At 69.2% G+C, this 24,898-nt stretch carries 25 protein-coding genes, 1 tRNA gene and 1 pseudogene; 15 read left to right on the top strand and 12 right to left on the bottom strand.

All coding sequences use genetic code 11. The features are described 5' to 3' along the window. The first annotated feature begins 197 nt into the window (after positions 1 to 197). Positions 198 to 980: a sulfite exporter TauE/SafE family protein gene (locus AB0D99_RS33885; protein WP_362371385.1), complete on the top strand. Its 783-nt coding sequence runs from the start codon at positions 198 to 200 to the stop codon at positions 978 to 980. A gap of 240 nt (positions 981 to 1,220) precedes the next feature. Beyond that, positions 1,221 to 1,601, top strand: coding sequence for a hypothetical protein (locus AB0D99_RS33880; RefSeq protein WP_362371382.1), 381 nt, complete (start codon positions 1,221 to 1,223; stop codon positions 1,599 to 1,601). A gap of 470 nt (positions 1,602 to 2,071) precedes the next feature. Here AB0D99_RS33880 and AB0D99_RS33875 read toward each other — a convergent pair whose 3' ends face one another. The 4 genes from AB0D99_RS33875 to AB0D99_RS33860 all read right to left on the bottom strand — a co-directional run bounded on the left by AB0D99_RS33875 (position 2,072) and on the right by AB0D99_RS33860 (position 6,446). Continuing rightward, positions 2,072 to 2,485 carry a VOC family protein gene (locus tag AB0D99_RS33875; protein WP_362371379.1) on the bottom strand — a complete coding sequence of 138 codons (414 nt, stop codon included), beginning with the start codon at positions 2,483 to 2,485 and terminating at the stop codon, positions 2,072 to 2,074. Positions 2,486 to 2,813: 328 nt separating this feature from the next. Then, positions 2,814 to 4,823: an AAA family ATPase gene (locus tag AB0D99_RS33870; protein ID WP_362371376.1), complete on the bottom strand. Its 2,010-nt coding sequence runs from the start codon at positions 4,821 to 4,823 to the stop codon at positions 2,814 to 2,816. 232 nt (positions 4,824 to 5,055) lie between these two features. Continuing rightward, a complete protein-coding gene (locus AB0D99_RS33865) occupies positions 5,056 to 5,709 on the bottom strand; it encodes a class F sortase (RefSeq protein ID WP_362371408.1) in 654 nt (217 codons plus the stop codon). A gap of 158 nt (positions 5,710 to 5,867) precedes the next feature. After that, positions 5,868 to 6,446, bottom strand: a complete 579-nt coding sequence (locus AB0D99_RS33860; protein WP_362371373.1) for a hypothetical protein — start codon at positions 6,444 to 6,446, stop codon at positions 5,868 to 5,870. Positions 6,447 to 6,917: 471 nt separating this feature from the next. Here AB0D99_RS33860 and AB0D99_RS33855 point away from each other — a divergent pair, with 471 nt between their 5' ends. After that, a complete protein-coding gene (locus AB0D99_RS33855; RefSeq protein WP_362371370.1) occupies positions 6,918 to 7,415 on the top strand; it encodes a DUF2975 domain-containing protein in 498 nt (165 codons plus the stop codon). Beyond that, the gene (locus AB0D99_RS33850) at positions 7,415 to 7,729 is read left to right on the top strand and encodes a helix-turn-helix transcriptional regulator (protein ID WP_362371367.1); all 315 of its coding nucleotides are present in this window, start codon (positions 7,415 to 7,417) and stop codon (positions 7,727 to 7,729) included. The genes AB0D99_RS33855 and AB0D99_RS33850 overlap by 1 nt, the downstream gene beginning before the upstream one ends. Positions 7,730 to 8,074: 345 nt before the next feature. Here AB0D99_RS33850 and AB0D99_RS33845 read toward each other — a convergent pair whose 3' ends face one another. Further along, positions 8,075 to 8,833 (bottom strand): class I SAM-dependent methyltransferase, encoded by a 759-nt coding sequence (locus AB0D99_RS33845; RefSeq protein ID WP_362371364.1) that lies wholly within the window; start codon positions 8,831 to 8,833, stop codon positions 8,075 to 8,077. A 799-nt stretch (positions 8,834 to 9,632) separates the two neighbouring features. Here AB0D99_RS33845 and AB0D99_RS33840 point away from each other — a divergent pair. The 3 genes from AB0D99_RS33840 to AB0D99_RS33830 all read left to right on the top strand — a co-directional run bounded on the left by AB0D99_RS33840 (position 9,633) and on the right by AB0D99_RS33830 (position 12,071). Further along, entirely contained in the window at positions 9,633 to 9,953 is a 321-nt protein-coding gene (locus AB0D99_RS33840) for a peptidoglycan-binding protein (RefSeq protein ID WP_362371361.1), read from the top strand. Positions 9,954 to 10,503: 550 nt separating this feature from the next. Continuing rightward, positions 10,504 to 11,052, top strand: a complete 549-nt coding sequence (locus AB0D99_RS33835) for a hypothetical protein (protein ID WP_362371358.1) — start codon at positions 10,504 to 10,506, stop codon at positions 11,050 to 11,052. Between the two features lie 392 nt (positions 11,053 to 11,444). After that, on the top strand, positions 11,445 to 12,071 hold the full coding sequence (locus AB0D99_RS33830; RefSeq protein WP_362371355.1) for a carbonic anhydrase: 627 nt from the start codon (positions 11,445 to 11,447) through the stop codon (positions 12,069 to 12,071). Positions 12,072 to 12,473: 402 nt separating this feature from the next. Here the strand turns inward: AB0D99_RS33830 and AB0D99_RS33825 are convergent, their stop codons facing one another. Both AB0D99_RS33825 and AB0D99_RS33820 read right to left on the bottom strand, forming a co-directional pair. Continuing rightward, a complete protein-coding gene (locus tag AB0D99_RS33825) occupies positions 12,474 to 14,825 on the bottom strand; it encodes an FtsX-like permease family protein (RefSeq protein WP_362371352.1) in 2,352 nt (783 codons plus the stop codon). Beyond that, positions 14,822 to 15,529 (bottom strand): ABC transporter ATP-binding protein, encoded by a 708-nt coding sequence (locus tag AB0D99_RS33820; protein WP_362371349.1) that lies wholly within the window; start codon positions 15,527 to 15,529, stop codon positions 14,822 to 14,824. Before AB0D99_RS33820 ends, AB0D99_RS33825 begins: the two co-directional genes overlap by 4 nt. Positions 15,530 to 15,791: 262 nt before the next feature. Between AB0D99_RS33820 and AB0D99_RS33815 the strand changes: the two genes are divergently transcribed. Next, entirely contained in the window at positions 15,792 to 17,048 is a 1,257-nt protein-coding gene (locus AB0D99_RS33815) for a histidine kinase (RefSeq protein ID WP_362371406.1), read from the top strand. Further along, positions 17,045 to 17,743 (top strand): response regulator transcription factor, encoded by a 699-nt coding sequence (locus tag AB0D99_RS33810; protein WP_362371346.1) that lies wholly within the window; start codon positions 17,045 to 17,047, stop codon positions 17,741 to 17,743. Before AB0D99_RS33815 ends, AB0D99_RS33810 begins: the two co-directional genes overlap by 4 nt. Positions 17,744 to 17,858: 115 nt before the next feature. Here AB0D99_RS33810 and AB0D99_RS33805 read toward each other — a convergent pair whose 3' ends face one another. Together AB0D99_RS33805 and AB0D99_RS33800 are read right to left on the bottom strand one after the other, a co-directional pair. Then, entirely contained in the window at positions 17,859 to 18,155 is a 297-nt protein-coding gene (locus AB0D99_RS33805; RefSeq protein ID WP_362371343.1) for a transposase, read from the bottom strand. Positions 18,156 to 18,447: 292 nt separating this feature from the next. Beyond that, positions 18,448 to 19,020: a GNAT family protein gene (locus AB0D99_RS33800; RefSeq protein WP_362371340.1), complete on the bottom strand. Its 573-nt coding sequence runs from the start codon at positions 19,018 to 19,020 to the stop codon at positions 18,448 to 18,450. Here AB0D99_RS33800 and AB0D99_RS33795 point away from each other — a divergent pair. Together AB0D99_RS33795 and AB0D99_RS33790 are read left to right on the top strand one after the other, a co-directional pair. Continuing rightward, the gene (locus AB0D99_RS33795; RefSeq protein ID WP_362371337.1) at positions 19,014 to 19,277 is read left to right on the top strand and encodes a hypothetical protein; all 264 of its coding nucleotides are present in this window, start codon (positions 19,014 to 19,016) and stop codon (positions 19,275 to 19,277) included. The two genes, AB0D99_RS33800 and AB0D99_RS33795, sit on opposite strands and share 7 nt — an antisense overlap. Positions 19,278 to 19,615: 338 nt before the next feature. Next, on the top strand, positions 19,616 to 20,203 hold the full coding sequence (locus AB0D99_RS33790; RefSeq protein ID WP_362371335.1) for a MepB family protein: 588 nt from the start codon (positions 19,616 to 19,618) through the stop codon (positions 20,201 to 20,203). Between the two features lie 308 nt (positions 20,204 to 20,511). Here AB0D99_RS33790 and AB0D99_RS33785 read toward each other — a convergent pair whose 3' ends face one another. Then, positions 20,512 to 20,703 (bottom strand): hypothetical protein, encoded by a 192-nt coding sequence (locus AB0D99_RS33785; protein WP_362371333.1) that lies wholly within the window; start codon positions 20,701 to 20,703, stop codon positions 20,512 to 20,514. Between the two features lie 200 nt (positions 20,704 to 20,903). Here AB0D99_RS33785 and AB0D99_RS33780 point away from each other — a divergent pair. The 3 genes and pseudogenes from AB0D99_RS33780 (at position 20,904) to AB0D99_RS33770 (ending at position 22,822) form a co-directional block, all read left to right on the top strand. Next, positions 20,904 to 21,023 (top strand) — tRNA-Gly (locus AB0D99_RS33780). A 312-nt stretch (positions 21,024 to 21,335) separates the two neighbouring features. Next, positions 21,336 to 21,521, top strand: a pseudogene (locus AB0D99_RS33775) (IS5/IS1182 family transposase); the annotation flags it as partial. Between the two features lie 71 nt (positions 21,522 to 21,592). Beyond that, a complete protein-coding gene (locus tag AB0D99_RS33770; protein ID WP_362371330.1) occupies positions 21,593 to 22,822 on the top strand; it encodes an IS701 family transposase in 1,230 nt (409 codons plus the stop codon). A gap of 349 nt (positions 22,823 to 23,171) precedes the next feature. Here the strand turns inward: AB0D99_RS33770 and AB0D99_RS33765 are convergent, their stop codons facing one another. Continuing rightward, complete coding sequence (locus AB0D99_RS33765) at positions 23,172 to 23,738, bottom strand: TetR family transcriptional regulator (RefSeq protein WP_362371327.1); 567 nt, start codon at positions 23,736 to 23,738, stop codon at positions 23,172 to 23,174. A 67-nt stretch (positions 23,739 to 23,805) separates the two neighbouring features. Continuing rightward, positions 23,806 to 24,333 (bottom strand): hypothetical protein, encoded by a 528-nt coding sequence (locus tag AB0D99_RS33760; protein WP_362371324.1) that lies wholly within the window; start codon positions 24,331 to 24,333, stop codon positions 23,806 to 23,808. A gap of 80 nt (positions 24,334 to 24,413) precedes the next feature. Here AB0D99_RS33760 and AB0D99_RS33755 point away from each other — a divergent pair, with 80 nt between their 5' ends. Continuing rightward, a complete protein-coding gene (locus AB0D99_RS33755) occupies positions 24,414 to 24,806 on the top strand; it encodes a PPOX class F420-dependent oxidoreductase (protein WP_362371321.1) in 393 nt (130 codons plus the stop codon). Positions 24,807 to 24,898: the final 92 nt, after the last annotated feature.

Here is a 24,898-nt window from a genome sequence, read left to right as displayed (position 1 = left end):
TCACTCACCGGTGCACGCCACCGGGGCCGTCACCCCTCCCGCTCCCAGACAAGTTCACCGAAGTCGCGCGGGAAGCGGCGTCGGGCGGCAGTTGTTCGCCGTCCCTGGAGGGGGTTGGATCAGGGCGGTGCAGGTGTGCGAGAGAGCGGGAGTGCCCGGGGCGGGTGTTCCCGGTCGGCGGGAGGGTGGGGGGTGCCGTGGAGTGGTCGACGGGTGTGCTCGGTTTCGCCTCCGGGCTTCTGATATCGGTCGCGACCGCGCCTGTGGGCGTGTCCGGAGCGGTGTTCCTGCTGCCCGTTCAGGTCAGTGTGCTCGGCGTGCCGAGCCCGGCTGTGACGCCCACGAACCTGCTCTACAACGTCGTGGCCGGCCCGGGCGCCCTCCTGCGCTACTGGCGGGCCGGGCGGCTCGGCGGACCGCTGACTCGGTTGCTCATCGCGGGCACCGTTCCCGGCGTCGTCGTGGGTGCCGTGATCCGTGTGTTCGCCGTTCCCGGCCCGCGGATCTTCCGCCTCCTCATCGCCGCACTGCTGCTGCCACTCGGGCTGTGGCTGTTGCTGCGGACCGCTCGCCCGGCGCCGCCGCGCACCCGTGACCAGCCATCACCCCGTGCGACGACCACGCTGGCCCTGGCGGTCGGTGTCGCCGGAGGCATCTACGGGATCGGGGGCGGCTCCCTGATCGGCCCGGTCCTCGTTGGCCGAGGAGTGCCTGTCGCCTCAGTCGCGCCCGCTGCGCTGGCCGCCACATTCGTAACGTCCGTCGTCGGCGCGGCGGCCTATGCGTTGCTCTCGTTCGCCGCTGGTGGCGATGTTGCACCTGACTGGCTGCTGGGCCTTGCCTGTGGTGCGGGTGGCCTCCTGGGCGGGTACCTCGGTGCACGTCTTCAGCCGCACCTGCCCGAAACGGCCTTGCGGCTCCTGCTCGGCACCCTCGCGACGGTGATCGGCGTGCTCTACGCGGTGCAGATCCTTCGCTGACCCGTGCCCAGCCCGGCCGCACTGCGGGCAGGGGGCTTTGGCTTGAGACCTGGCGGCGCGTTGTTCTTCGGATCGTTCTGGTTCGCGCAGATGTTCCCACAGTGTCAAGGCTTGTCGGCCTTGCGGTCCTCTGGTCATAGTGAGGCCGCCAACTCGCTGTTCGCCGCAGGGCGGAGGCGCCGGACACAGATCGGAGCCCTGGTGAATTCCTCGAGCCGCTTACGGCGTTGGGTGACGCTGGTGACCTCGACCGCGTTGATCTCGTTGGGGCTGATCGCCGCACCCACGTCGGCGCAGGCCTCAGCCCACGGATGCGACCCCTGGCCGTTGCCACCCGTACGGGTGCTGTGCGCGTCCGTCAGCGGGAGCGGCACGTACGTCGACAAGGTCGGCTTCGGATCGCCCCTGTCGGAGTTCACCTGTGGCGCCAAGGGCGCGATCCGGTTCTACGACACGGCTGGCAGTCTGTACCACCAGGAGACCCGACAGGGGCGCCACGGTTGCAGTTGGGGTGACGGCTTCGAGATCCATCCGCGCAAGCACATGCGGAAGGGCAAGGTCTGCTCGGTCCAGCTGATCAATGGAGCCCAGCGGGCCGGGGTCTGTCACCGAATCAGCTAGGACTCGTACGGAGGCCACTGGAGCTGCGATTCCTCGTCGACGTCACGTCGGGTTCGCGGGCGACGGCCGTGGTGCGGTAGCCAGGGCCTCCCCAGCACCGCTGTCGTCGCTGATGGCCCCGGTCCCTGACGACCTCCTCGCCACCGACGTGGGTCTGGCCGTCGCCCTGCGTCGGTTCGGCGTCGGCTCCTGGCGGACATCTCCGCGTACGAAGAGGGCCTCACGGCGGTCCCGGCCGGGGCCGGACGCCGCGAGGCCCTCTTCGGCTCCATGCCCCACAGCCGAGGGGACCGACTCCGCTCTCGTGTCCTCTTCATCCGGCCGGCGCTCGCCTCGTGGTGCTGATCGCGGAGGGGGCATCAGGAGGCCCGAGGAAGTGGCCCGAGCGCTCGGCGGCCGCGATGTCGCTGGTGCCCCTGGATCCGTCGGCTCATGACACGCCCTCGTCGCCGGCACCCGACTCGGCTCGCTCAGCCCGGCCCGTAGGTGCCCGCACTCCACTCGTACCCCTCCGGATCCAGGACACGGGCGCGCCGAGATCCCCAACCCGTGTCCTCGGGCTCGATCACGCCGACGGCACCGGCGGCGACTGCTCTCTCATACCAGTCGTCGACCGCTGGCTCGGCGGAGAACCAGAGGTAGAGGCCGCTCCCTGTGCTGATCCCGTGGAGAGCAGGTCGGGCAGAGGGCGCGTCCGCGCTCGCGACCATGACGACGGCGTCCCCCAGCCGTACCTCCGCGTGGATCACGGAGCCGTCGGCGGCGGTCTGGCGCGCCACCTGTGCGAACCCGACGGACGACAGCCAGGCAAGGCCCGCTTCGGCGTCCGCATAGCTCAGGTAAGCGTGGAGCCGGGGGAGTGATCCCGCTTCGTTCGAGGCCATGGCCTCCTCCTTCCAGCCCGGCCCGGGAGTCGGCGGCCGCCGAGCCGGCCCACGGACGGCCCGGCCCTCCCGAATAGCTTCGAGACGCTGTCCCTCGGCGGATGCAGTTGCCTGGTCACGCAGCCCGGGTTGCTGCGGGTATGGAGGGTTCGCGATCCGCAGACCGATCTGTCCCGTGCCGCGCGCCGGTACGGCGCGGCAGGGCCGTACCCTCCGTCGGCTCGACCGCCTGGAGAAGGCGGGCCGCATCAGGCGCACCAGCGCGCGACCGGCGCAGGACTCGGCCGGCTGCCCGTGCCGTCCCGCCGCGGTCCGCCTCGCCCGGCGTTCAGTCGACGGCGAGAATCGATTCCAGCGTCACGAACGGGTCGGTGAGTTGGGCGAGAACGTAGGCGTCCTCGTACGCGCCGTCACCGATCTGAAGCCGCGCGGTGTGCTCCGCGTGCTGCCGCAGGGGCTTGAGCTCGGGCGTGCCGCGCTGGGGGTGACCGACCATCTCCCAGAACACCTGCCCCGCACCGTATGCGGTGGCCGCCTGTCGGCCACACTCGAGAGCCGTCAAAGCCGCGGCCAACAGGTCGAGCCCCAGGCCGAGCCCGAACGTGTCACCGATGAGACGCTTGTCCCGCAACATGGATCTGGCATGCACCAGGGCGTCGGCCGGCCGTTCGTCGGTCAGCGCGATGAGGGCCAGCTGGTACTCGGTGTACGAGCGGGTCCAATGCTCCCCTGCGGCGACGGCGTCGGCCCGCAACTCCTCGGCCTCGGCGCGCGCCGTCGACAGGGATCCGGACGCCGTCAGCGCGAAGACACGTACAAGACGGCACCGCGCCGACGCGGGTGCGCCGCTCCGCGGATCCGACAGCGCCTGGTCCGCGACGGCGAGAGCCCCCATGGGCTCGCCTCGCAACAGCAGAACCAGCCCCCGCAGGTAAGAGGCGTCCGCGAGCAGCGCCCCTTCGGCCGCTCGAACCGCCTCCGCGTAGGCGCTGTCGGCCAGTCGCACCGCAGCCTCGTACTCGCCTCGCAGACACCGTACGACGCCGAGGGCCCAGCACAGCTTCGCCATGGTGGCCGGGGGCCCGGTGACCACCTTGACGCACTCCTCCAGGTAGTGCGCCGCCTCGCGCAGATGGCCCGAGCACGCCCAGAAGAATCCGAGCGCTCCCGCCATCTCCGCGGCTCTCGCCAGGTCTGTCGACAGCAGGTGCTCCAACGCGGCACACAGATCGCCGTACCGGGAGGCCACTCTCGCGTACACCTGCGACTGATCCGGTCCCCACCAGGACCTCTCCGCAGTCAGCGCCAGTTCATGGAAGCGCAGCGCGTGACGGTCGGCCGTCGTACGCGTCTCGCCGAGTGCGTCGAGCCAGAGCTCCCCGTATTCGCGGACGGTGTCGTAGATGCGCACGCGATCACCTGACAGCCGGACGACGCTCTTGCGAGCAAGTCCTTCGAGGGCTTCGCGCAGCGCGACATCGGTCAGGGGACCGCCCCGGCACACCCGCACCACGTCGTCCACCGTGGTGCCCGCGCGGAACACCGACAACCGTGCCCACAGGAGGCGCTCATGGGGCTCGCACAATTCGTGGCTCCACCCGATCGTCGTCCGCAGAGCACGGTGACGCGCCGGCTGAACCCGGCTGTCGGGAGGTTCGGCGAGCCCGAGCCTGTCGCCGAGGACCCCGGCCAGGGAGCGGACCGTTCTGCCTCGCAGCTGCCCGGCGGCGAGTTCGAGTGCGAGCGGGACGCCCTCCAGCCACCGGCACACCTCGGAGGCGGCGACATGGTCCTCGGGCTGTGTCCACCGCACCCCCACGGCGGTGGCCCGTTCGGCGAAGAGCTCCATCGCGTCGGAGTCGTGGGGGAGGGGGCCGACCTGGAAAAGCTGCTCACCTTTCGTCCCGAGCGGCTCCCGGCTGGTCGCGAGCACGACGAGCGCGGGGCAGCGTGCGAGCAATCGTTCGACCAGCTGGGCGCATTCGCCGACGAGGTGCTCGCAGGAGTCAAGGACGAGCAGTACGCGCCGCGGCCCGATCCGTGCGGCGAGCGTGTCCACCGGATCACCGGTGGAATGGTCCGTGAGACCACAGGCATCGGCCACCAGCGGTGTGAGCAGGGTGGAGTTGCTCAGCGACCAGAGTGGGGCCCAGTGCACGCTCGTGAACGGGTTCGAGCCGAGTTCCTCGGCGACCTGTGCGGCGAGCCGGGACTTCCCGATCCCGCCCATGCCCACCAGGGTGACCAGCCGCTGTTCTCGTAACTGTGAGACCAGCGCGGCGATCTCCTGTGTCCGTCCGACGAACGGTCCGCTCTCTAGCGGCCTCCAACTCTGCATGCCCGCATTCTCCGACAGCAGTGGGCCTGTCCGACCGCTGTCCCGTGAAATGAGCCGGACGTTCGCTGGTGGTTGGGCAAGAGTCGTCCCGGTCGGAAGGTTCCGCTCCTGTCCGGTCCCGATGCCGCCCGTGATGCTCACCAGCGGCGTCGTCTGCGGGTTTCGGGACGCTCTGCTGCTCGCGAGCGGCGCCTTCCCGCGGCTTCGACCGTGACAGTGGGCCGGCGGCTCGTCAGAGGTCCTGGTCGAGGTGGGCGAAGACGACGAGGTTCTCGGCGTAGTCCTTTGCCGTGCGGTCGTAGGCGCCGGCGCAGGTGATCAGGCGGACGAGCGCGGAGGGCGTGTCGTCGTAGACACGCTTGTCGGGGAAGTCGTCCTTCCGGAAGCTCTCCACCGAGTCGACCACGAACTTGGCGGTGGTGCCGTCGGCACGCTTCACCTCGAAGCGGTCGCCGGCGTCGAGCTCGTCGAGTCGGGCGAATACGGCCGGGGAGGTTGCGGTGTCGAGGTGTCCCGCGATGAGCGCGGTGCCCTGCTCGCCCGGCGTGATTCCCGAGGACTGCCAGCCGACGAGGTTCGTGTCGTTCGCGGGCGGAGGGTCCAGAGCGCCGGAGGGGCCGATCGCCAGGCCGATGAACGGAGCGTCGACATCGATCTTGGGGATCTTCAGACGTGTGGGAGCCGACCGGGGCATCGTCGAGTCGTCCGGCTGAGCCGTGGGGCGGTCCCGGAGTGTCGGGGCAGGGGCAGGGGCGGCCGCAGGAGCCTGTTTCTCCGGGACGGCCGCGGCGGGTTCGGACGGCGGGGCCGTGTCCCATCCCGGGAGGCCGGGGCCGAAGAGGAGAAGGAGCGAGGTGAGAAGGAGCGTCCAGAAGGCAGTGGCGATTCCCCACCGTCGGATGCGACGGGAGCGTGGGGCGATTGCAGAGGAGTCGGGTCGGTTCGACACCAGGGGACCTTTCGATGGCGGGGCGGCTGGGCCGATGAGGGAGTCGAAACCGGATGTGGGAGCACCTGGGCAGGTGCTCCCACATCAGTGACGGCTCAGGCAGCGGTGCCGGCTGCCTTCCTGCGGCGGTACAGGACGAACGCGGCCAGACCGCCGGCGAGCACAACGGCGCCGGTCACATTCGTACCGCTGCTCGCGAGACCGCCGCCGCCGGTGTGCATGCCGCCCTTCGGCTTCTCGTGGCTGTAGCCGTTCTCCTTGCCGTTCTCCTTCTCCTTGCCGTTCTCCTTGTCCTTCTCCTTGTCCTTGGACCAGTCGTCGGCGTTGACGAGGGAGAGGGCGCCGGAGCCGGTGTGCATGCCGCCCTTGGGCTTGTCGTGGTGCTTGTCCTTGTCCCAGTGGTCTTCGCCGACGAGGGAGAGGGCGCCGGAGCCGGTGTGCATGCCGCCCTTGGGCTTGTCGTGGTGCTTGTCCTTGTCCCAGTGGTCTTCGCCGACCAGGGAGAGGGCGCCCGAGCCGGTGTGCACGCCGCCCTTCGGCTTGTCGTGCTTCTGGCTGTGGGAGTTGTTGTCCTTGTCCCAGTCACCTGTGGTGGCCGCGTAGGCGCCGGGAGCGGCCAGAGCCAGGGCGCCGGCTGCGGCGGTCGCTGCGAACAGAATGCGGGCAGAGCGCATTGGTGTCTCTTCCTTCCGTCGTCCGCGACGGCTGACGGGATGTCGGCTCTCGGTCGCGGCGACATGTCCCACCGTCAGCTCCCGCTTGGGCCTCCACCACTTGAGATAGTGCATCCGTGATGACTGCTGGCGCCTACACGTGCCTTCTGCCGACGACTCGATCAGGGGAGGGCGGGCCCCTCAGGGCGGCATGCGCTCCATGGGTCCGTCAGAAGAGGCGACAGATCGGCGGGTTCGAGGAAGCGCAGCGGTGAGGGTGCCAGGAGACCCCGCCGCCGCAGGATCCGCGTCTCGGTCGCACGGGGCATGCTGACAAGCCTGGAGGCCAAGGGCCGCGGCCCCTCACCCCGCCATCCGGCTCCCGAGGTGCCACCGATATGCCCGCGCAGGGCGTCGAAGCCAGGCGGTCACAGGGGAAACACCCGCGACGTATCCGTTGACTATCGATCGCAATCAATCGATTATCGATGCATGTATCGCTTCTTGATCGCCATGCTCCGTGGCGCCATCGCCATGGCCATTCTCTTAGGGCTGTTCAGTCAGCTCGTCATCATCCCCACCACAGCGGCCGACGAAGTCGACGGCTTCCCGCCGTACGCCCCGTACGCCCTGCCCTACGTGGTGGTTGCCATTGCGGGGGTCGCCTGCGTCCAGGTCGTCCTCGCCGCGGCGTGGAAGCTGCTCACCATGATCGAGCGCGATGCGATCTTCTCCCCGCAAGCCTTCCGGTGGGTCGACGTCATCATCGGCTCCATCATCGCGGCCACGTTGTTGGCTCTTGCTGTCACCTGCCACTTGACACTGGGAAGCATCCCCTCACCGGACGACGGGATGGAGCTCATCAGCGCTTGGGGCGCCGCGGTCGCAACGACCGGAATCGGGGCCTGCATGGTCTTCCTGATCGTCATCATGCGCAGTCTGCTGCGTAAGGCGACCACGATGAAGAGTGAACTTGCCGAGGTGGTCTGATGGCCATCATCGTCGACCTCGATGTGGAGCTCGCCAAACGCAAGCTCTCGGTCGGCGAGTTCGCCGCTGCCGTCGGAATCAGCCCCGCCAACATCGCGGTACTGAAGAACGGCCGGGCGAAGGCGATTCGGTTCACCACGCTCGACGCGATCTGTCGCACGCTCGACTGTCAGCCCGGCGATGTCCTGCGCTGGGTGCCTGATGAAGCGGACGAGGGCTCGCTGGGGCAGTCCGACGATGCGGGCGAAGTCCAGTCGGCGGGTCTCGCTCCTCAAGGCCGGCGCCGCGCCGGTCCACGAACCGCAGGTCGGTGAGGTTCGCGTCCTCCGCGTTGCACCGTCCGGCCGCCGGGCGAGGACGGGTGCGGTGTCGCCCGTAGATCACGGCTACCCAGCCGCCCCGCCCTTCCTGGCCGCGCACCAGCCCGCGAGGGCCTGAACGGCCGCGCTCCCGCACCTTGCGGAGCGCGACCGTCTGCTGATCTCCGTGATCACACGCTTGTGGTTGATCATCAGCACGTCCACGCTGGGCGGTGTTCGACCTCGCCGGCGCGATCAGCGCGATCCATCGCGTGATCCACCAGGCACGGATCACCCACCGCACGGACGATCAACCGAACCACCGGCCATGAGGGCACGCCCGTTCCTGAGCCCTCACGCTCACTCAGGCTTGCGTGCCTCGATGAGGGTTCTGGAGGAGTACGCGATGAAGGCGCCCTCGGTCTCGATCGTCTCGTGCAGCTCGCGCAGACGGCTGCGGTACTGCTCGACGGTGAAACCGGGCACCGTCCAGATCACCTTGCGGAGGAAATAGATCACGGCACCGACGTCGAAGAACTCCATCCTCAGCCGCTCCGCGCGCACGTCGACGATCTCCAGGCCGGCGGCCTTCGCGGTGGCGCACTCGTCGTCGGGGTGCCGCTTCCGGCGCGCCTCGGGCTGTGGCCCCAGGAAGTACTCCACCAATTCCCACACGCTGGCGGGCCCGACGTGCTGGGCGAAGTACGTCCCGCCCGGCCGCAGCACTCGTGCGATCTCCGACCACCACACCGTCGCGGGATGCCGGCTGGTCACCAGATCGAACGCCTCGTCGGCGAACGGCAGAGGCGGCTCGCCCGGGTCCGCGACGACAATGGCCCCGCGCGGGTGCAGCAGCCTGGTCGCCTTGGCCACGTTCGGCGGCCAGGACTCGGTCGCGACCATCGCGGCAGGCAGCTTCTCGGCCCCTGCCAGGACCTCACCGCCACCGGTCTGAACGTCGAGCGCAGCCGACACCACGGCGAGCCGCCGACTCATCGCCTGCTGATAGCGCCACGACGGCCGCTCCTCGGTCGCCCGGCCATCGAGCCAGGAGAAGTCCCACCCCTCCGTGGAGACCGACTCGGCTTCGGCGACAAGCTCTTCAAAAGGACGTGACATACGTACATCATGACGCTGCGTTCGACCCGAAGGGTGTCGTCCGCGTCGGCCATCGGGGGCCGGGCCGCACCCTTCGGACGGCGGGCCAGGGCGAGCAGGACGCGGCGGGCTGCGTACGGGGTCTGGCCGCATCATCCCCCACTGCGACCCGCGAACGCCCCTGCCGTCGCCCCCACGACCACCGGCACGCCGGCACTGCCTCCTGCTGGCCGCCACGCATGCGCCGGGCCCGGAAGCGCGGCGGATGGGATCGAGGCGGAAAGGGGGCGGGGCCGGGCGGGTCAGGCCAGGACGTCGATGCGACCCGAGCACGCCTGTTGAACGGTGTGGAGATCGGCGCGCTAGGCCGATGCTGCCGGACCGACCCGCGGATGGCGGCCTGTGTCTTCTCCTCCAGCGCGGCCACCACGTCGTGAGTGAGGAAGAGGAGGCCGAGGCGGCGATACCAGGTGTCCCAGGGCGTGGACAGGCGAAGTCCGAGGGCAGAGTGAGGCCGTCCATCACCACGCCACGGTCCGCTTCCCGTCAGCCGCCGGATGTCTTGTACACGCGGTGAAGGGCGTGCGAACGTACGCGCGGTCTAGTCCAAGACGATTGACTGGGGGTTCCGTTGAATCGTTCGGTTCAAAGCTGGGCATGGCGGAGTGCGGTCACCGCTGCGGCCCTTGTGGTAGCAGTGGGCGTGCAGTCACCAGCACACGCGAGCGTGGCTCAGGGAAGCGTGTACGGCTCAGGGACGGTGACGGATGACTGGGGGGATGAGGGCCCACTCTCCACCACCAAGAACAGACACAACAGCGTGGTCGGGCTGTGGCAGGGCGTCCTGATCGCTGACGGATACCTGCCTCAGTCCGGCTTCGACTGCGACTTCGGCCCGAACACCCGAGCCGCAACGATCGAGTGGCAGAGCGATCGCGGACTCAAGGCGGACGGAGAGGTCGGTCCGCAGACCTTCGGCAGAGCCGACAACAATCTCTTCTGGAACGGCTCGGAGATCCGCTACAACGGCACCAACAGCGATCTCGGCAGCATGTACAGGAACAGCGCGGGCCGGTGGTACGTCGCCGGCAGCAGCAGCATCGCCTACCTCTCCTACTCCGACGACAGCCTCTGCGGATGACCGGGAACTGACGCAGCCGCAGGACTGCCTCACGGCTCAGCGAAGTGTGTCCGGCAATGTCTGCTCCGATGTGGTCACGTCGCCCGGGCACCGGTCCGGGCGACGTGACCACAGGGCGCGGTGACCCGATCCTCCACCGGGAGGGGCCTGGCCGCTTGCTGCGCTGGTGCCTCGCCTGATCGGGAAGGCTCGTCGCCCGCAGGGACCGTCATGGACGCGCGCTTCCGCACCGTGAACGCGGCGAACCTCCTGCACCTCGCTTGGACGTCCCCGGACAGGCAAGCGCGCCATGCACCGGGGAGCGCGCACCACCCCGGTGAACCCTTGCGGTCACAGCACTAGAGTGGGGCTTCAAGATCAAGAGGGGTGGCCGGCAAGGCAGTCCCGGAAGAGGTGGCTGATGGCTGGCGACGCTCGTATAGGTGTGGCTCAGTGGGCGCGAGGTGGTCTCACCCTGCTGTGCGGAGGAGTGCTGGTTGCATGTGGGGGCTCGCCCCAACCAGGTGGTGCGGCCAAGGAAGCAGACGCCGCACCCAGGGGGACTGAAACGGTGCGTTCGTCGCCCTCGCCCTCGGCGTCGGCCGACTGGTTCGCGGCCCGCGGCCCGGTGCTGTCCGTGAAGAACGGCCCCTATCCGCATTCGGTGCAGATCGCAGACGCGTTCCTCAGCCCCGACGCGCCCCAGGCGCCGGCGCCGCAGGGCCTCACGCATGTCCAGCTCCTGCTGAAGGTGACCGGGCTTCCGGGGCGGCCTCTGAAAGCGCCGCACCCCAAGCCGTACTGGGTGGTTCAGTACGACGGCTGCGAGGCCGCCCAGAAGGCGAACAGCCAGGTGGGTTGCGGCGGGATGGACTCGGGAAGCAACTACTTCACCACCGAGGAAATGCGCGCCCAGGACTTCAGCGCGGGCGTGTACATGGGGTTCGGTGACCTGGAGGCGGACACCCCGTACTGGATTCGCGCGTGGCAGCTGGTGCCGGAGAAAGCGGAGATGACCCGGGCCCAGCTGTGCGAGGTTCTCCCCAGCGAGGCCCAGTCCAACTGCATCCCGCTCGGGACAGTCCGCCCTGACGACTCGGAGACGCCCACGGCCGGCTGAGCCGGCCTTGGCTGGATGGGCGTGGTCCGCGCGTGCGCAGACAGCGGGCCTCACATCCGTGGCCGAGGGCGCTGTCCCGTGCGGCGCCCTGCCCGTACAGTCCGCTCGACACGTCGGCGACACCGACGGCTTCGTGCCCATGCGGTGTGGGCGCGCGACGGCCGTGAACTTGCCCACTTCTACGCCACCACCCTGGGCGCCGAACCGAGTGAGACCCGCCAGGCCCGCAGGGAGGGCAGGAGGCGGCACGGCCTGACGCGCCCACCGTCGCCGTCGTCCTGGCGGGCGACGGCCAGTGCCTTCTACCTGGTGCGCACGATGAGCAGGACTTTCGGTCGGGAACCCCCGGGTCGGCCGACAGCGAGTCGCACGGGCTCGCTACTGTGGGTGCCATGCCTCGAACCTCTCCCAAGGTCGCTCTCGACGCCCTGCTCACCGGCAACCGACGCTTCGTCGGCGGCACGCAGGACCACCCGAACCAGGACGCCGCCCGGCGTGCCGAGCTCGCACCCGGCCAGGAGCCGTTTGCGGTCATCCTCGGGTGCTCCGACTCGCGGCTTGCCGCTGAGATCATCTTCGACCAGGGGCTCGGCGACCTGTTCGTCGTACGGACCGCGGGCCACGTGCTCGGCGCCGAGGTGCTGGGCAGCGTCGAGTACGCCACGAGCGTCCTCGGCTGCCGACTGGTCGTCGTCCTTGGCCACGACTCGTGCGGCGCGGTTGCTGCGGCCCGCGCATCGGTGGAGGACGGGACCCCGGCGCCCGGGTTCGTACGAGATGTGGTCGAGCGCGTCACGCCCAGCGTCCTCGCCGCTCGCGCCGCCGGCCTCACGGAGGACAGCGACATCATCGACACCCACATCCGACACACGGCGGACCTGCTCATGGAACGCTCGCGCGTTCTGGCGGCCCAGGTGGCGTCGGGTGAGGTCGCTGTCGTCGGCTTGGGCTACCAACTTGCTGACGGCAACGCCAGGCTCGTGACGTCCCACGGCCTCGACACAGCCGAAGAGCTCTGACCGGGCTGCGCAGGCCGTAAGGCGTTACGGCCCGACCGCATCGACGCCGGCCCACCGGTCGGACGGAACAGCCCTGTGGGCCCGCCAGGACGCGATGTCCGCCTAGGCGAGCGCCATGTCGACGAGGTCCTCTGAATCCGGCGGCTCGTGACGCTTCCTTGGCGCTGCCGCGCCCGAGTCGGCTCGCTCAGCCCGGTCCGTGGGTGCCCGCACTCCGTTCGTAGCCCTACCGGATCCAGGACACGGGCGCGCCGAGATCTCCATCCCGTGTCCTCGGCTCGATCACGCCGGCGGCCCCAAGCCCATGGCGCGGGTTCGATTCCCTTCATCCGCTCTTTGCGAAGCCCCAGGTCGGAGACCTGGGGCTTCGATGCCGTCCAAGACGCCGCTGCTCTGTGAGCGCTACTCGGTGCGCAAGGCCGTGGCCGTGCGGGCCCTGGCGGCCCAGCCTGCGGGCGGGAACGCGCCCAGGGTGGCGATGAGCAGGCCGCCGAGTGAGAGCCAGAGCAGTTCGGAGCCGTGGTAGACGTCGACGACGGAACCGGGAAGGCGGAGCCCCACGCTGTCGCCCATCGCGGGGATGATCCAGCCGTGCAGGGCCACGCCCAACGGAACGCCCAGCACACCCGCGACCAGTCCGGTCACGGCCACTGAGGTCAGCACCATCGTGACGGTCTGGCGGGGTGTCATGCCCAGTGCCTTGTGGACGCCGATCTCCCGGACGCGCTCGCGCGTATCGAGCAGGACGCCATTGAGCACGCCGAGCGCGGCGACGGCGACGAGCATCAGTGTGAGGAGCGCGGACAGTGCGTTGAGGGTGACCACCATGTCGCTGCCGCCGTCGAGCCCGCCGGCCCGGGGGGTGACTCCCAGCGGCGCCAGGCTCTGACTGAGGGCGTCGACGTATCCGGCCACGTCGACGTCTGCCGTGACAGAGACGTGATGGCTCGTCTCCGCCACGTCGGGATGCGCGGCCGTGAGGGTCGAGGCGTCGGTGAAGAGCTGCATGCCGTCGTTGCGGGGGTCGAGGACCTCACCGACGATCCGGACCGTGATCGGCTGAGTCAGGCCGTTCAGGGTGACGGTGTCGCCGATACGGGTGTCGGTGGCGGTCAGGAAGGGGGTCGGCACCACAGCCTCGCCCGGCCTGTCGATCCAGCGGCCCGAGACCATCGTGTAGCCGCCCCAGGAGGCGTCGCCGGTGAAGGCGTTCACGTCGATGACGCCGGTCAGGCCGGACACCGTCGCCCGTACCGTCGCGACGCTGTAGTACCTACCGGTTCCGGACGCGGCCCTGATGGCCGCGGCGACCGCGGCATGGTCGGTCGCGGGCGGCTCCGCGGGGCCGGCTCCGGGGCCATGGGGTCCGAAGTCCGGCAAGGGCGGGGGTACGACGACATCGGCGGCGTCATGGGCCCTGGCTTCCATCACCTGGCCGAGCGAGGCGCCCATCCCGACCGTGAACGTGACGGTCACGGCGCCGAACAGGATCGCCGTGCCCATGGCCAGCGCGCGGGCGGGCCGGGCGAAGGGCCGGGCCAGGCCCAGCGCGACCGGCTGCGGCAAGGGCAGCCGGCCGGCCAGGCGGACCGCCCACCGGCCGTGCCCCGCCGAAGCGGCACGCCCGACGGCGAGAGCGTCGACCGTACGCAGTCGGCCGGCCCGCCAGGCACTCGCCCACGCGGTCGCCGCCACCAGACCGAGCACCCCGCCCACCGCCACCACGTCGACCAGAGGGGCGACGGCCAGGGACGTGGTGCCGTAGACCTCCTCCGTCTCGGCCAGCACAGGGATGGCGAGCAGGTGACCGGCGAGGACGCCGAGGAAGGTGCCGAAGGCGGCCGGGATCAGAGCGTGGCCCACGTAGGTCCGCACGACCTGGGCCGGGGTGAAGCCGACGGCCTTGAGGATGCCGATGCGGCGCGTTCCCGTGCCGACGGCGGACGCGACGATATTGCCGACGATGAGCAACGACATGACCAGGCCGAGGGCGCCGAACGCGATGAGGAAGGGGACGTAGACGGCTGTGTCGCGCTCGACGGTCTTCTTGACGGTGAGCCAGGACTGCTCGCCGACGGCCGCTCCCCGCGGCAGGGATGCCGTCACCGACCTGCCGGCCGCTGTGATCTGCGAGGCCGTGCCGGCGTCGGTGAAGCGGTAGAGCATCTGATAGCCGCCGCTCCCCGGCGCGGTGAGCGCCGGCATCTGGGACGGAAGCACCCAGGCGTCGGCGGTCCGCGTGACCGAGCGGGCCACACCGACCACCGTCAGGGCCGGACCGCCGGACGGATCGGCGAAGTCGAGCGTCATCCCTACGGTCGGGAAGAGCGAGGAATCGGCAGACAGCACGATCTCGCCGGAGCGCCCGGGCCACCGCCCGTCGAGCAGTGCCACCTCGTCCACGTCCTGGCCGGGATCACCCCGGCCGACCACGGTCATCGGCCAACCGGGAGTGCCGCCCACCCGCGGGACGACCGTCGCCGTACGGAACGGCCCTTCCGCACCGCTCACCCCTTCGGCGTCCCGGGACGCCGACAGCTGCCCGGCACTCACCCTGCCCGCGTCGAACTGAACGGAGAGATGCGCACCGTGCTGTCTGGCGAAGGCGTCGTCGAAGGGCGCGCCGGACACCACGAGCAGCGATCCGCCGAGGACGGAGGCGGCCACTGCCATCATCGTGGAGAGCCCGATGACCAGCGCCTGCATGCGGCGTCGGCCCACTCCCGAGCGCACCACCGTGCCGAGCGCGTTCATCGGACGGCCTCCGGGGCGACGGCCCCTGACCGGACGTCCTCGGCGATCCGGCCGTCGGAGATCCGGACCGTACGGTTCGTGCACGACCGGGCCAGAGCCAGGTCGTGCGTGACCACGACGACGGTCTGACCCTCGGCGTGGAGATCGGCGAGCAGCCTGCTGACGTCCTCTCCCGCGACCGTGTCGAGGGCCCCGGTCGGTTCGTCGGCCAGGAGCAGTGCCGGCCGGTTCATCAACGCCCGGGCGACCGCGACGCGCTGCCGCTCGCCTCCGGACAGCCGCCCCGGGTAGGCCCGAGCGTGCCGGTCGATGCCCAGCAGTTCGAGGAGTTCCTTCGCCCGGCGATCAGCCTCGCCACGTGGCCTCCCCGCGAGGCGCGCGGGCAGGACGACGTTGTCGGTGACGGTCAGATCGTCGAGCAGGTTGAAGAACTGGAAGACCATGCCGACCTTCGACCGCCGGTAGAGCGCCGATCCGGCCTCGCCCAGCCGGTCCACTCGCACCCCGTCCACGGTGACGGTCCCCGTATCGGGCCGGTCCAGACCCGCGATCAGATTGAGCAGCGTGGACTTCCCGCTGCCGGAAGGGCCGAGGATCGCGACAGCCTCGCCGGGCCGCACGGTCAGCGACACCTCATGCAGAGCGGGCGGACCGTCGTCGTATCGACGACTCACCTCACACAGTTCGATCAAGGGCATGGTCATGGGAGGCTCCTTCTGTACGGACGGTCGGCTGCGTGAACGCTAGGAGCGGGCCCGGACCGCACGCGTCGCCCGCCCGGACCCCTTGCCGTACCGTGCTGGGCCGAGCCGCGGAAGCGTCATCCCTCCGATGTAGGCGACTGATGTATCAGGCGGGCCGGACATGACCGCCAGGGCCGATTCCGCGGGGCCGCGCGACGGCGACAATGAACCGGTGACCGACGCGAGTACGACGAGAGAGCGGCTGCGGGAAACCGTCCACCGGATGGTCCGCGACGCCAGGCTTCCGAGCGGTCCACCCCTGCGGCCGACCCGGCACGCAGGGCAGTTCGACGCGCTGGTGGCACTCACACTCGGAATCGCCACCGTCTACTACGGCATCGACAACGTCGACAACGTCGTGGTGCGCGAGATCGCGCCCGGCGTGACACATGCCGTGCCGCGCCCGTCCGGCCCGGGCGGCCTCGCCCTCATGGTGGCCCTCGCGGTCATCGCCTCGGGTGCCCTGGCGCTGCGCCGCCGCTACCCGCTCGCCGTGCTGTGCGTCGTGACGGCCGCGACACTGGCGACTCCGCACAGCGTCATGCGGCTGACCTTCTACGCGTTCGTCATCGCCGTCTACAGCGCCGCCGTCCACAGCCCGTACCGGGTGGCGACGCTGGCGGCGCTACCGGTGGCGGTCGGCCTGGTCGGAACCTCGGGGAACTCGGTGACACCGATCGTCCCCAACGAGTACATCGCCCTGTTGATCCTGGCCCCGATGGCCGTGGCGGCCGTCGGGCTACGTACCTGGAAGCTCCGGACCGACGAGGGACGCACACGGCTGTCCGCCCTCGAACACAAACAGGCCGAGGAGCTGCGCCGGGCCGTCGAGCACGAGCGGGGCAGGATCGCTCGCGAACTGCACGACGTCGTCACCCACAACGTCAGCGTGATGGTCATCCAGGCGGGCGCCGCCCGCAAGATCATGCAAACCTCTCCCGAGGAGGCCGAAGAGGCGCTGCTCGCCGTCGAAGCGGGCGGGCGGGCCGCCATGACCGAGCTGCGCCACGTCGTGGGCCTGCTCACCATGGCTGACGAGAGCGAGGAGACGGGCCAGGACCTTGCCGACACCTCGACGGAGCTCACCCCGCAACCCGGCCTGGACCAGCTTCAGGCGTTGGTCGGACGGGTCCGAGACGCCGGCTTGCCTGTCGATCTGACCGTGACCGGACCGGTTCGGCCCCTCCCTCCGGGCCTCGAACTCGCCGCCTACCGTGTGATCCAGGAGGCTCTGACCAACGCCGTGAAACACGCGTCCGGCGCCATCGCCGCAGTGACCGTCGACTACGGCACGGAACGGCTGCGGGTGGAAGTCACCGACACCGGCGGCCACCCGGGCCCGGACGCGGCGGCCGGAGGCGGCCGGGGCCTGATCGGCCTGCGCGAGCGCCTCACCGTCTACGACGGAACACTGAACACCGGCCGGCGTCTGACCGGCGGCTACTACGTGGAGGCCCTGATCCCCTTGGAGACACCGTGACCGAGCCGCTGCGCGTGCTCCTCGCCGACGACCAGACCCTGGTCCGCACGGGATTCAGGTTGATCCTCCGAGCCGACGGCATCGACGTCGTCGCCGAGGCGACCAACGGAAACGAAGCGGTCGAGGCAGCCCGCCGTACGCGTCCCGACGTGATCCTGATGGACGTGCGGATGCCGGAGATGGACGGCTTGGAGGCCACCCGCCGCATCCTCACCGGTGGTTCCGACGCACCCCGCGTCATCATCCTGACCACGTTCGACCTCGACCGGTACGTCTACGCGGCACTGTCCGCCGGGGCCAGTGGCTTCCTCCTGAAGGACGTCACCCCCGAACAGCTGACCGCTGCCGTCCGCACGGTCCGTACCGGCGACGCTCTCCTCGCGCCCGCCATCACCCGCCGCCTCGTGAAACGCTTCGCCCGGCAGGGCGGCGACATCTCCTCCCTTCACCGTGACCTCGCCTCGCTGACCCCGCGTGAACTGGAGGTAATGGGCCTGCTGGCACGAGGGTTGAGCAACGCCGAGCTCGCGGCCCACCTCCACTTGGCCGAGGCGACGGTCAAGACACACGTCGCCCGCATCCTCGCCAAGCTCGGACTCCGTGACCGTGCTCAGGCCGTGATCGTCGCCTACGAGACAGGGCTGGTCAGCGTGGGCGAACACGAGACGCCCCGGCATCAGGCCGAACAGCGGTAGCCGTCCGAAGCGGGGCCGCCCCATCACGACGTCCCCCGGACCGTGCCACAACGTGCCAGTAGCGACGGTGAACCAGGGTTTACCCCGGTCCGTCCCGTCCTGCTGATGAGCGGAATCACGGTCGAGTCGACCGAGACGACCCCGTTGAGGCCTTCGTCGGCGTCGGTCTGTGCGACCAGGGCGGCGACCACCTGCTCCTAGGTGCCGTCGATGGCCCACATCCGTAACCGGTTGTCGACGCCTCGCCAGTTGCCGTACCTCTCGGGGAGGTGGATCCACTGCGATCCGTCTGGAACTTCCAGGCGATCGCATCGATCACCTCCCGGTGGTCCCGCCACCGGCCACCCTGCCGCGCCGTCCGGCCTGGGAATGGCGGCTCGATTCGCGCCCACTGCGCGTCAGCCAACGGCACGGACGAACAACGACCGGCGGGGCTGGTTGGAGCAGTGCGGCTGTCAGGCGGTAGGCCCGGTGCGGAACTGCCGGACGTCCCGCACGAGTGTGTGCGAAGCGCTGAGGAAGATCACGGCTCCAGCCACGAGCCAGAGGACCGACGCCCCAGACGAAACTCACGAACAGCAGCAACGAGCAGCATCACGCTGGTGAGGACGCCGAGGGCCGAGATCGGAGCGCTGATGCGGTGAGTCACAACGAACATCATCAACGACGACCTCGGCCGGCGGAAGTGATCCAAACGCAACCGCCTAACGGACAGCCGTCGGCGCGGCTGCCGGGCGCCACTCGCGCCGGAGGAGGCCGAAGACCCAGGAGTCGGAGACGTCGCCGTTGACGACGCAGTCCTCGCGGAGGGTGCCTTCGCGGACGAAGCCGAGCTTCTCCAGGACCCGGGCGGACGCCACGTTGCGGGTGTCCGTCTCGGCCTGGACACGGTTCAGGTCCAGGGTGTCGAACGCCCAGCTCAGGATGGCGTGCGCGGTCTCCGTGGCGTAGCCGTTGCCCCACGCGGCGGCGTCGAAGACGTAGCCCAGGGATGCGCTGCGGAAGTCCGGGTTCCAGCTGGTCAGGCCGCACCAGCCGATGAACGTGCCGTCGGAGACGCGGTCGACGGCCACCCGCGCTCCCGTGCCTTCCTCCTCGATCGTCCGGCAGGTCGCGAGGAAGCGCTGGGCGCGGGCCGGGTCGGGCCACGGCGGGGAGTCCCAGTAACGCAGCACGTGGGCGTTGCTGTGCAGCGTGTAGAGCGCCGCCGCGTCGGTGTCGGTGAACGGCCGCAGTCGCAGGCGGGCGGTGTGGAGTTCGGGGGTGGGCAATGTCATGCGGAGCATCCTGCCGCGTCCTGCTCACCCTCGACCATCCGATTATCCGCACGGTCGGGGGCGCGTACGTCCCCGGTGGACGCCGGACGCGCCGCATGGGCGGTGAGATCGCCGTTCCGTGCCGACATGGCGAGCGAACGCCGGCCGTCCTGGACCTCGCCACCGCCGGCACCTCCATCGAGATGACCTCCCGCATCCTCGAACCCGACCTCCTCGCCCTCGCCGTCCTCGCCATCCGTGGACGCATCCAACGCTGATCACCCCGACCTGAGGAAGGTGTTCAGCAGACTGAACACCGAACCCCTACCCACAGAACCCGTACTCCCCAAGGCTGGTTCTGTTCACGAGTTCCGCTTCTGTCTCACGTTCCGTGAAAGCGAGACGCTGGGCCGTGGGTTGGAGGGTCTCTCGCTCTGGCCGCCGAGCACTGCGGTTCTCTGGCTCCGCCAGCTGCCCCAGGGTGGCGGCCCGCCATACGACTTTGAGCGCGTTCAAATATGGTGGTGGTTCGGCCGATGAGGACGGCTGCCCGGTCAGGCCAGCAGCACCCCAGGTCAAGTCGACTGCATCCCAGCACCCGTGACAGGCTGGGCGCATGACTACGGACCGCGAGTGCTCAGCCGATCTCCGCTCCGAACCCTGGTTGGACACAGCTTCGACCCACGGAGATCTCATCGCGGCGAAGGTGCTCGTCTACGACCCTTGCGGATTTGCCTGCTCGCAGCCAGTGCCCGAAGCCGAGAGTGCGGAGTACGCCGCCCACACGTTCACCCTCGATGGCCTGGCCATCCGGTATCGCGCGGCTAAGACGACTCCCAGCAAGGTCGGCCAGTTCGTCACAGTCTGGAAAAGGTCCCCGGGCGGATCCATCCAGCCCTTCGACGTAGCGGACCCCATCGACCTCTTGGTCATCAGCACCCGCGCCGAACACCACTTCGGCCAGTTCATCTTTCCCATGAACGTACTCCGCCGGCACGGCGTCGTGTCAGCAAACGGTTCCGGAGGGAAGCGAGCCTTCCGCGTGTACCCGCCTTGGGTGACCCCTACGAATCGCCAGGCCAGCAGTGCGCAGGCGTGGCAGCTGGGCTTCTTCCTCCACCTGCACCAGGACAAGCCCATCAACCTGGCCCGGGCACAAGACCTCTACCGCCCGCAGGACGGCGCTGGCACCCCCCGGCCGTGACCCCACCACTGATCTCCTGCCATCAGTGATCATTCGGAATGGCTCGTCCAGAACAACGGCCTCAACCCGCCGCAGCAGCAGCGAGGCCGCTCAGTTTGGGGCCGATTCCTCTTCCGGCGACTGAAGGGGAGGAGTGAGCTGCTGGTTCACGAGGGTCTCGATCGCGCTCATTGCGACGCGCGCGTCGAGCCGGCCCAGGAAGTCGAGACCGGCGAGTGCCCGTTAACCGGAGACTGGTCCTCGGTTCGGAACGACTCGGAGCCGACCCGGACTGCGTCCACATGGAAAGCTAGGTGGTCCACGTCGTGTCACAGCCACTTCGCACCGACGTGCAGACCGCTGCCGGCAGTACGTGGCGGAGTGAACTCCACAACCCCCAGCCACCACGCGTGATCATCAATCCACAGCCGCGACCGCCCACGGTGGGCCAGGCCGAGCGGCTTCAGGGACTCCCACGCCGCCGAGTTGATGATCCGGAACACCGGACTGCGATCTGCCATGCCAGGCATTGTCGACTGCCCGACCGACGCTCCCGTCGGTGGTGAGCGTCACCGTTCCACAGAAATTGGACCAGAGCCGGCTCTGGTCCAATTTCTGTGAATCGCCGGCAGCCGTTGCCGGCACCAGAAAAGACTCGCCCGGAGAGAACGGTGTCTCTACGCTTGGTCCGAGCGGGAGTGCGCGCATTTCCGCAGGTTGCGGTGCCGTGGCAGAGCGGTCTATTGCGATCGCTGTGGGCGAGGTCCCTCCCACGGCGAGTGACGGGGACGGGGCGGACCTGCTCCCATCTGTCTCGCGGGTTCAAATCCCGTCGGCACCGCAGCCGACCAGGACGTGGGTCAGCGCACGGACCTGCAGCCTCGCACCAGGTCCACAAAAGCTGTGCCAGAGCCGACTTGGGTTCTGGCACAGATCTTGGGGAGCCGTCGCGGAGCGTGACAACGCTGTTCGATTGCGATGAGACGAGTGGTGGGAGACCGCGTACGCCCTGTTGTCCCACGATCAGAATTGACGCTCCCTCAGGTGTGTGCCTCCCGCTGCTGCGGACCGTTGCGAGCGGTGATGGTGCTGGTCATGCAGACCAACGCACCCGATCCCGGAGAAGGCTGACAGTCAGGCCGCCCGCCTGTGCAAAGGATCACGCGGCGGACGGCCACCCGCTTTCGACGAAGAGCGCTACAGGAATCGCAACATCGTCGAGCGGGCCATTATCCGACTGAAGCAGCACCGGGCGGTGGCCACTCGCTACGACGAGCGCCGTTACGTCTACCTCGGCACCGCAACTGCCGCAGCCCTCACCATCTGGCTCCGAACATGATCGACCGAACAAGTCCTAGTAGTGCTTCGTTACGTTGGGTGATCACGCCTGGTGGTGGGCATCTTCCGGTTATGAGGCTTGGGGAGGTGGAACGGCTCCGGGGTGAGTTATCGGTTGCCGATGTTTTTGGGTCGCTTCCGCGGCGGGATCAGCGGCGGTGGGGTGGGTGTTATCTGCGGGGTCTGATGCTGGACGGACGTCGGAAGTCGATCCAGCCGATGTCCGAGCGGCTGCCGGACGGGAACATGCAGGCCCTGCAGCAGTTCGTGAACCAGTCGCCGTGGGATCCGCTGCCGGTGCGGCGGCGGATCGCCGAACGGCTGAGTGAGGTGATCGCGCCTGAGGTGTGGGTGATCGACGACGTGTCGTTCCCCAAGTGCGGGACCCGGTCGGTGGGGGTGGCCCGGCAGTACTGCGGGGCTCTTGGGAAACGGGCGAACTGCCAGGTCGCGGTCAGCGTCCATGCGGCGACGGACACCGCCTCGTGCCCGTTGAACTGGCAGCTCTACCTGCCTCGGGAGTGGACCGACGATGCGGCCCGCTGCCGGGCGGCAGGAGTGCCTGCCGATGTCAGCCACCAGGAGAAGTGGCGCTTGGCCCTTGACCTGCTCGACACCCTCGCAGACTGGAAGTTCATCTCGCCCGTGATCGTGGCAGACGCGGGATATGGAGCGAGCACGCCCTTCCGTCTGGCCCTGGAGGAGCGGGGTCTGTCCTATGTGGTCGCGCTGACGGGCAAGGAGGTCGCTCATCCGGAGGCTGTCGAACCGCACCGGCCGGATTACGGCGGGCTCGGACCGCCGACCCTGCCGCGTTACCGCACCCAGCCGCGGGCTCTGCCCGACCTCGCTGGCGACGTGCCGGCCTCCGGCTTCGGCGAAGTCGCCTGGCGTGAAGGCAGCAAGGGTCTGATGACCTCACGGTTCGCGGTGCTGCGGGTGCGGCCGGCGGGCAAGCAGTCGCTGCGGGCCGCCCAGGAATCCGGTGGAGGGCACTATCAGTGGGACGGAGTGCTGCCGGTGCGAACCGTGCTGGTGGAGTGGCCCGCCGAGGAGACCGCCCCGACCGGCTACTGGATTTCCAACCTGCCGCCGGACACCCCCATCAAGGACGTGGTGCGGTGGGCGAAGATGCGGTGGCGGATCGAGCACGACTACCGCGAACTCAAACACGGCCTGGGCCTGGACCACTTCGAAGGCCGCACCTGGCGCGGCTGGCACCACCACGTCACCCTCGTCACCGCCGCCCAGGCGTTCCTCACCCTGCGGCGGCTCGACCCAAAAGCCCAAACGCCGGCCTGACCCTCTACCAGGTCCTGGACGCCCTCCAGGACCTGCTGCGGTGTTGGACCGGCGCCTGCACCACCTGCGGCCGGCCCTTGCCCCGCAACAGAACAAGACTCAGAACCTAACGAAGCACTACTAGTGCCAGTGGGCAGTTCCCGCAGCCGGTCAAGGTCGGGCCTGAAGCACAGCATTTCGGCGATGTACGCTGACTGGCCCCGTTCTGCCGACTCCGAGCGGATCTCATCAAGCAGATGACCACACTCCGGGTGCCCCTCCTCTTACCTCAGCATGCGGCGACCGGCCACCGGCGACCTCGGAGCGGACGGCGCACAGATCGCGCCCGGTGGTGCAAGGAGAGCTCGATTCACAGGAGGCGGCGCACGGCCTGGATGATCGAGCGGCGGCGATCGTCGGTGCTCTCGGCCTCGGTGGCAGAGGCGGCCATGCCGGTGGCATTGCTCGGGTTCCATGCGAGGGCGAGGCTCAGGACGAGGGTGAGGAGCGCGGCGGGGGAGAAACCGGCACCGATGCCGCCCTCCTTCTGCACCGCGGCGAGCGCCTCCAGCTTCGCGTCGCGTGTGGGTGCCGCTACCGCGGGGTCCCGGTCGTAACTGTCGCCGCGCTCCAGTCGATGCCATGTGGCGAGCCGGATGACCTCGGGGTGCAGCCGGCAGTAGTCGAAGAGCCGCCCCGCGTACCCCGGGAGGTCGTCGGGTGTGAAGGGAACCGCATTCAGACCGTGGGTGACGTGGGTGTCGAAGACCGTATCGAAGAGCTGGTCTTTGCTGCAGAAGTAGATGTAGATGAGGTTCTTGTTGGCAGCCGCCGCCTTGGCGATTCGGTCCACCCGGGCTCCGGCGATGCCGTGCGCGGCGAACTCGTCGGTGGCGGCCTGGAGGATGCGGGCCTTGGTTGCATCGGCGCGAGACATACGAGTCATCGTAACGAGTGACTAACCAGTTAGATGTACTCCTGGGGATGCCCCTTGCCCAAGCCGGTCATCCGATCCCGAAGGCGTCGAGGACCGCGTCCGACGCGACCAGCAGAACCGCGCAGCACAGAGTGACCCCGGCCGTCAGCCAGCGGATCAGCCGCCACCGGGGGATGCCCAGAGCGGCGCCGAGCAGGGACGAGCCCCAAGTGCCGAAGAGGGCGGGCCCCACGAGGCCGAAGCCCACCACGCCGTACCGCTCGAAGACCCGCCGCGCCCGCCGCCCCGCCGTGCCGGAGAGCCGGTCGCCCGCCGGTGACCGGATGGCGGCCGTGCCGTTGGAGGGTGCGCTGTCGGCGGACGTGCCCGTCGCCGAACCAGCGCTCACCACGGAGGACTTCCGGCGGGCCCGCCAGGACTGCCAGTGCAATCGAGCCCATTCCATGGCGAACACCGCGAAGACCACGCAGCAGGCGGAGCCCAAGACCACCGCGAACAGTGCGACCGGACCGGGCAGGGAGAGCGAGAGACCGACGGGTACTGCGGGGGTACCGATGGCGAAGCCGGCGAGCAGGGTCCAGACGAATCTCCCCATACGGTTCCCTTCAACTGCACGTTCGCATCGTTACGCCATACCGCGGCCAGTCTAACTAACTAACCAGTTACTCTATGACCATGAATCATGTCGACGTGGTGTGCGCTGAGTTGGCGGCCGGCGAGTATCTCCTCCTCACCACCTTCCGCCGGGACGGCACGGCAGTCCCCACCCCGGTGTGGGTGATGCCGGACGGTCGGACGCTGGCCGTGTGGAGTGCCGCGGACGCCGGGAAGGTGAAAAGGATCCGCAATGATGGTCGGGTGATGGTCGGCCCCTGTGACTGGCGGGGCAGGCCTCGCGGCGTCTCGACGCCCGGTTTCGCGGAGGTGCTGGCTCCGGACGCGAGCGCGCACTTCACTGGCCTGATGAAACGCAAATACGGGCTGGTCGCCAGAGTTGGTCTGCTCGCGGGCAGGCTGCGCGGCGGTCCGGAACGCATGGTGGGCATCAGGATCCGGCTGGACGGCTAGTCTTCTGAGTCAGGAATTCTGTTCAGATGTATAAGCTTGGTCTGTGCCACGTACTGGGCGGCCGAAGGCCGAGTTGATGCTGTCGGATGAGG

This window comes from Streptomyces sp. NPDC047971 (assembly GCF_040653355.1).
GTDB lineage: Bacteria > Actinomycetota > Actinomycetes > Streptomycetales > Streptomycetaceae > Streptomyces.
The sequence above is the reverse complement of the archived record's forward strand: the minus strand, read 5'-3'. Positions and strand labels throughout refer to the sequence as shown.

Excerpts from the sequence above, each read along its gene's own strand:
- AB0D99_RS33760 (WP_362371324.1), bottom strand. The coding sequence starts at position 24,333 with ATGGGGAGATTCGTCTGGACCCTGCTCGCCGGCTTCGCCATCGGTACC.
- AB0D99_RS33860 (WP_362371373.1), bottom strand. The coding sequence starts at position 6,446 with ATGCGCTCTGCCCGCATTCTGTTCGCAGCGACCGCCGCAGCCGGCGCC.
- AB0D99_RS33785 (WP_362371333.1), bottom strand. The coding sequence starts at position 20,703 with ATGGCAGATCGCAGTCCGGTGTTCCGGATCATCAACTCGGCGGCGTGG.
- AB0D99_RS33850 (WP_362371367.1), top strand. The coding sequence starts at position 7,415 with ATGGCCATCATCGTCGACCTCGATGTGGAGCTCGCCAAACGCAAGCTC.
- AB0D99_RS33820 (WP_362371349.1), bottom strand. The coding sequence starts at position 15,529 with ATGACCATGCCCTTGATCGAACTGTGTGAGGTGAGTCGTCGATACGAC.
- AB0D99_RS33800 (WP_362371340.1), bottom strand. The coding sequence starts at position 19,020 with ATGACATTGCCCACCCCCGAACTCCACACCGCCCGCCTGCGACTGCGG.
- AB0D99_RS33855 (WP_362371370.1), top strand. The coding sequence starts at position 6,918 with ATGTATCGCTTCTTGATCGCCATGCTCCGTGGCGCCATCGCCATGGCC.
- AB0D99_RS33795 (WP_362371337.1), top strand. The coding sequence starts at position 19,014 with ATGTCATGCGGAGCATCCTGCCGCGTCCTGCTCACCCTCGACCATCCG.
- AB0D99_RS33845 (WP_362371364.1), bottom strand. The coding sequence starts at position 8,833 with ATGTCACGTCCTTTTGAAGAGCTTGTCGCCGAAGCCGAGTCGGTCTCC.
- AB0D99_RS33755 (WP_362371321.1), top strand. The coding sequence starts at position 24,414 with ATGAATCATGTCGACGTGGTGTGCGCTGAGTTGGCGGCCGGCGAGTAT.
- AB0D99_RS33790 (WP_362371335.1), top strand. The coding sequence starts at position 19,616 with ATGACTACGGACCGCGAGTGCTCAGCCGATCTCCGCTCCGAACCCTGG.
- AB0D99_RS33870 (WP_362371376.1), bottom strand. The coding sequence starts at position 4,823 with ATGCAGAGTTGGAGGCCGCTAGAGAGCGGACCGTTCGTCGGACGGACA.
- AB0D99_RS33815 (WP_362371406.1), top strand. The coding sequence starts at position 15,792 with ATGGTCCGCGACGCCAGGCTTCCGAGCGGTCCACCCCTGCGGCCGACC.
- AB0D99_RS33825 (WP_362371352.1), bottom strand. The coding sequence starts at position 14,825 with ATGAACGCGCTCGGCACGGTGGTGCGCTCGGGAGTGGGCCGACGCCGC.
- AB0D99_RS33875 (WP_362371379.1), bottom strand. The coding sequence starts at position 2,485 with ATGGCCTCGAACGAAGCGGGATCACTCCCCCGGCTCCACGCTTACCTG.
- AB0D99_RS33765 (WP_362371327.1), bottom strand. The coding sequence starts at position 23,738 with ATGTCTCGCGCCGATGCAACCAAGGCCCGCATCCTCCAGGCCGCCACC.
- AB0D99_RS33770 (WP_362371330.1), top strand. The coding sequence starts at position 21,593 with ATGAGGCTTGGGGAGGTGGAACGGCTCCGGGGTGAGTTATCGGTTGCC.
- AB0D99_RS33830 (WP_362371355.1), top strand. The coding sequence starts at position 11,445 with ATGCCTCGAACCTCTCCCAAGGTCGCTCTCGACGCCCTGCTCACCGGC.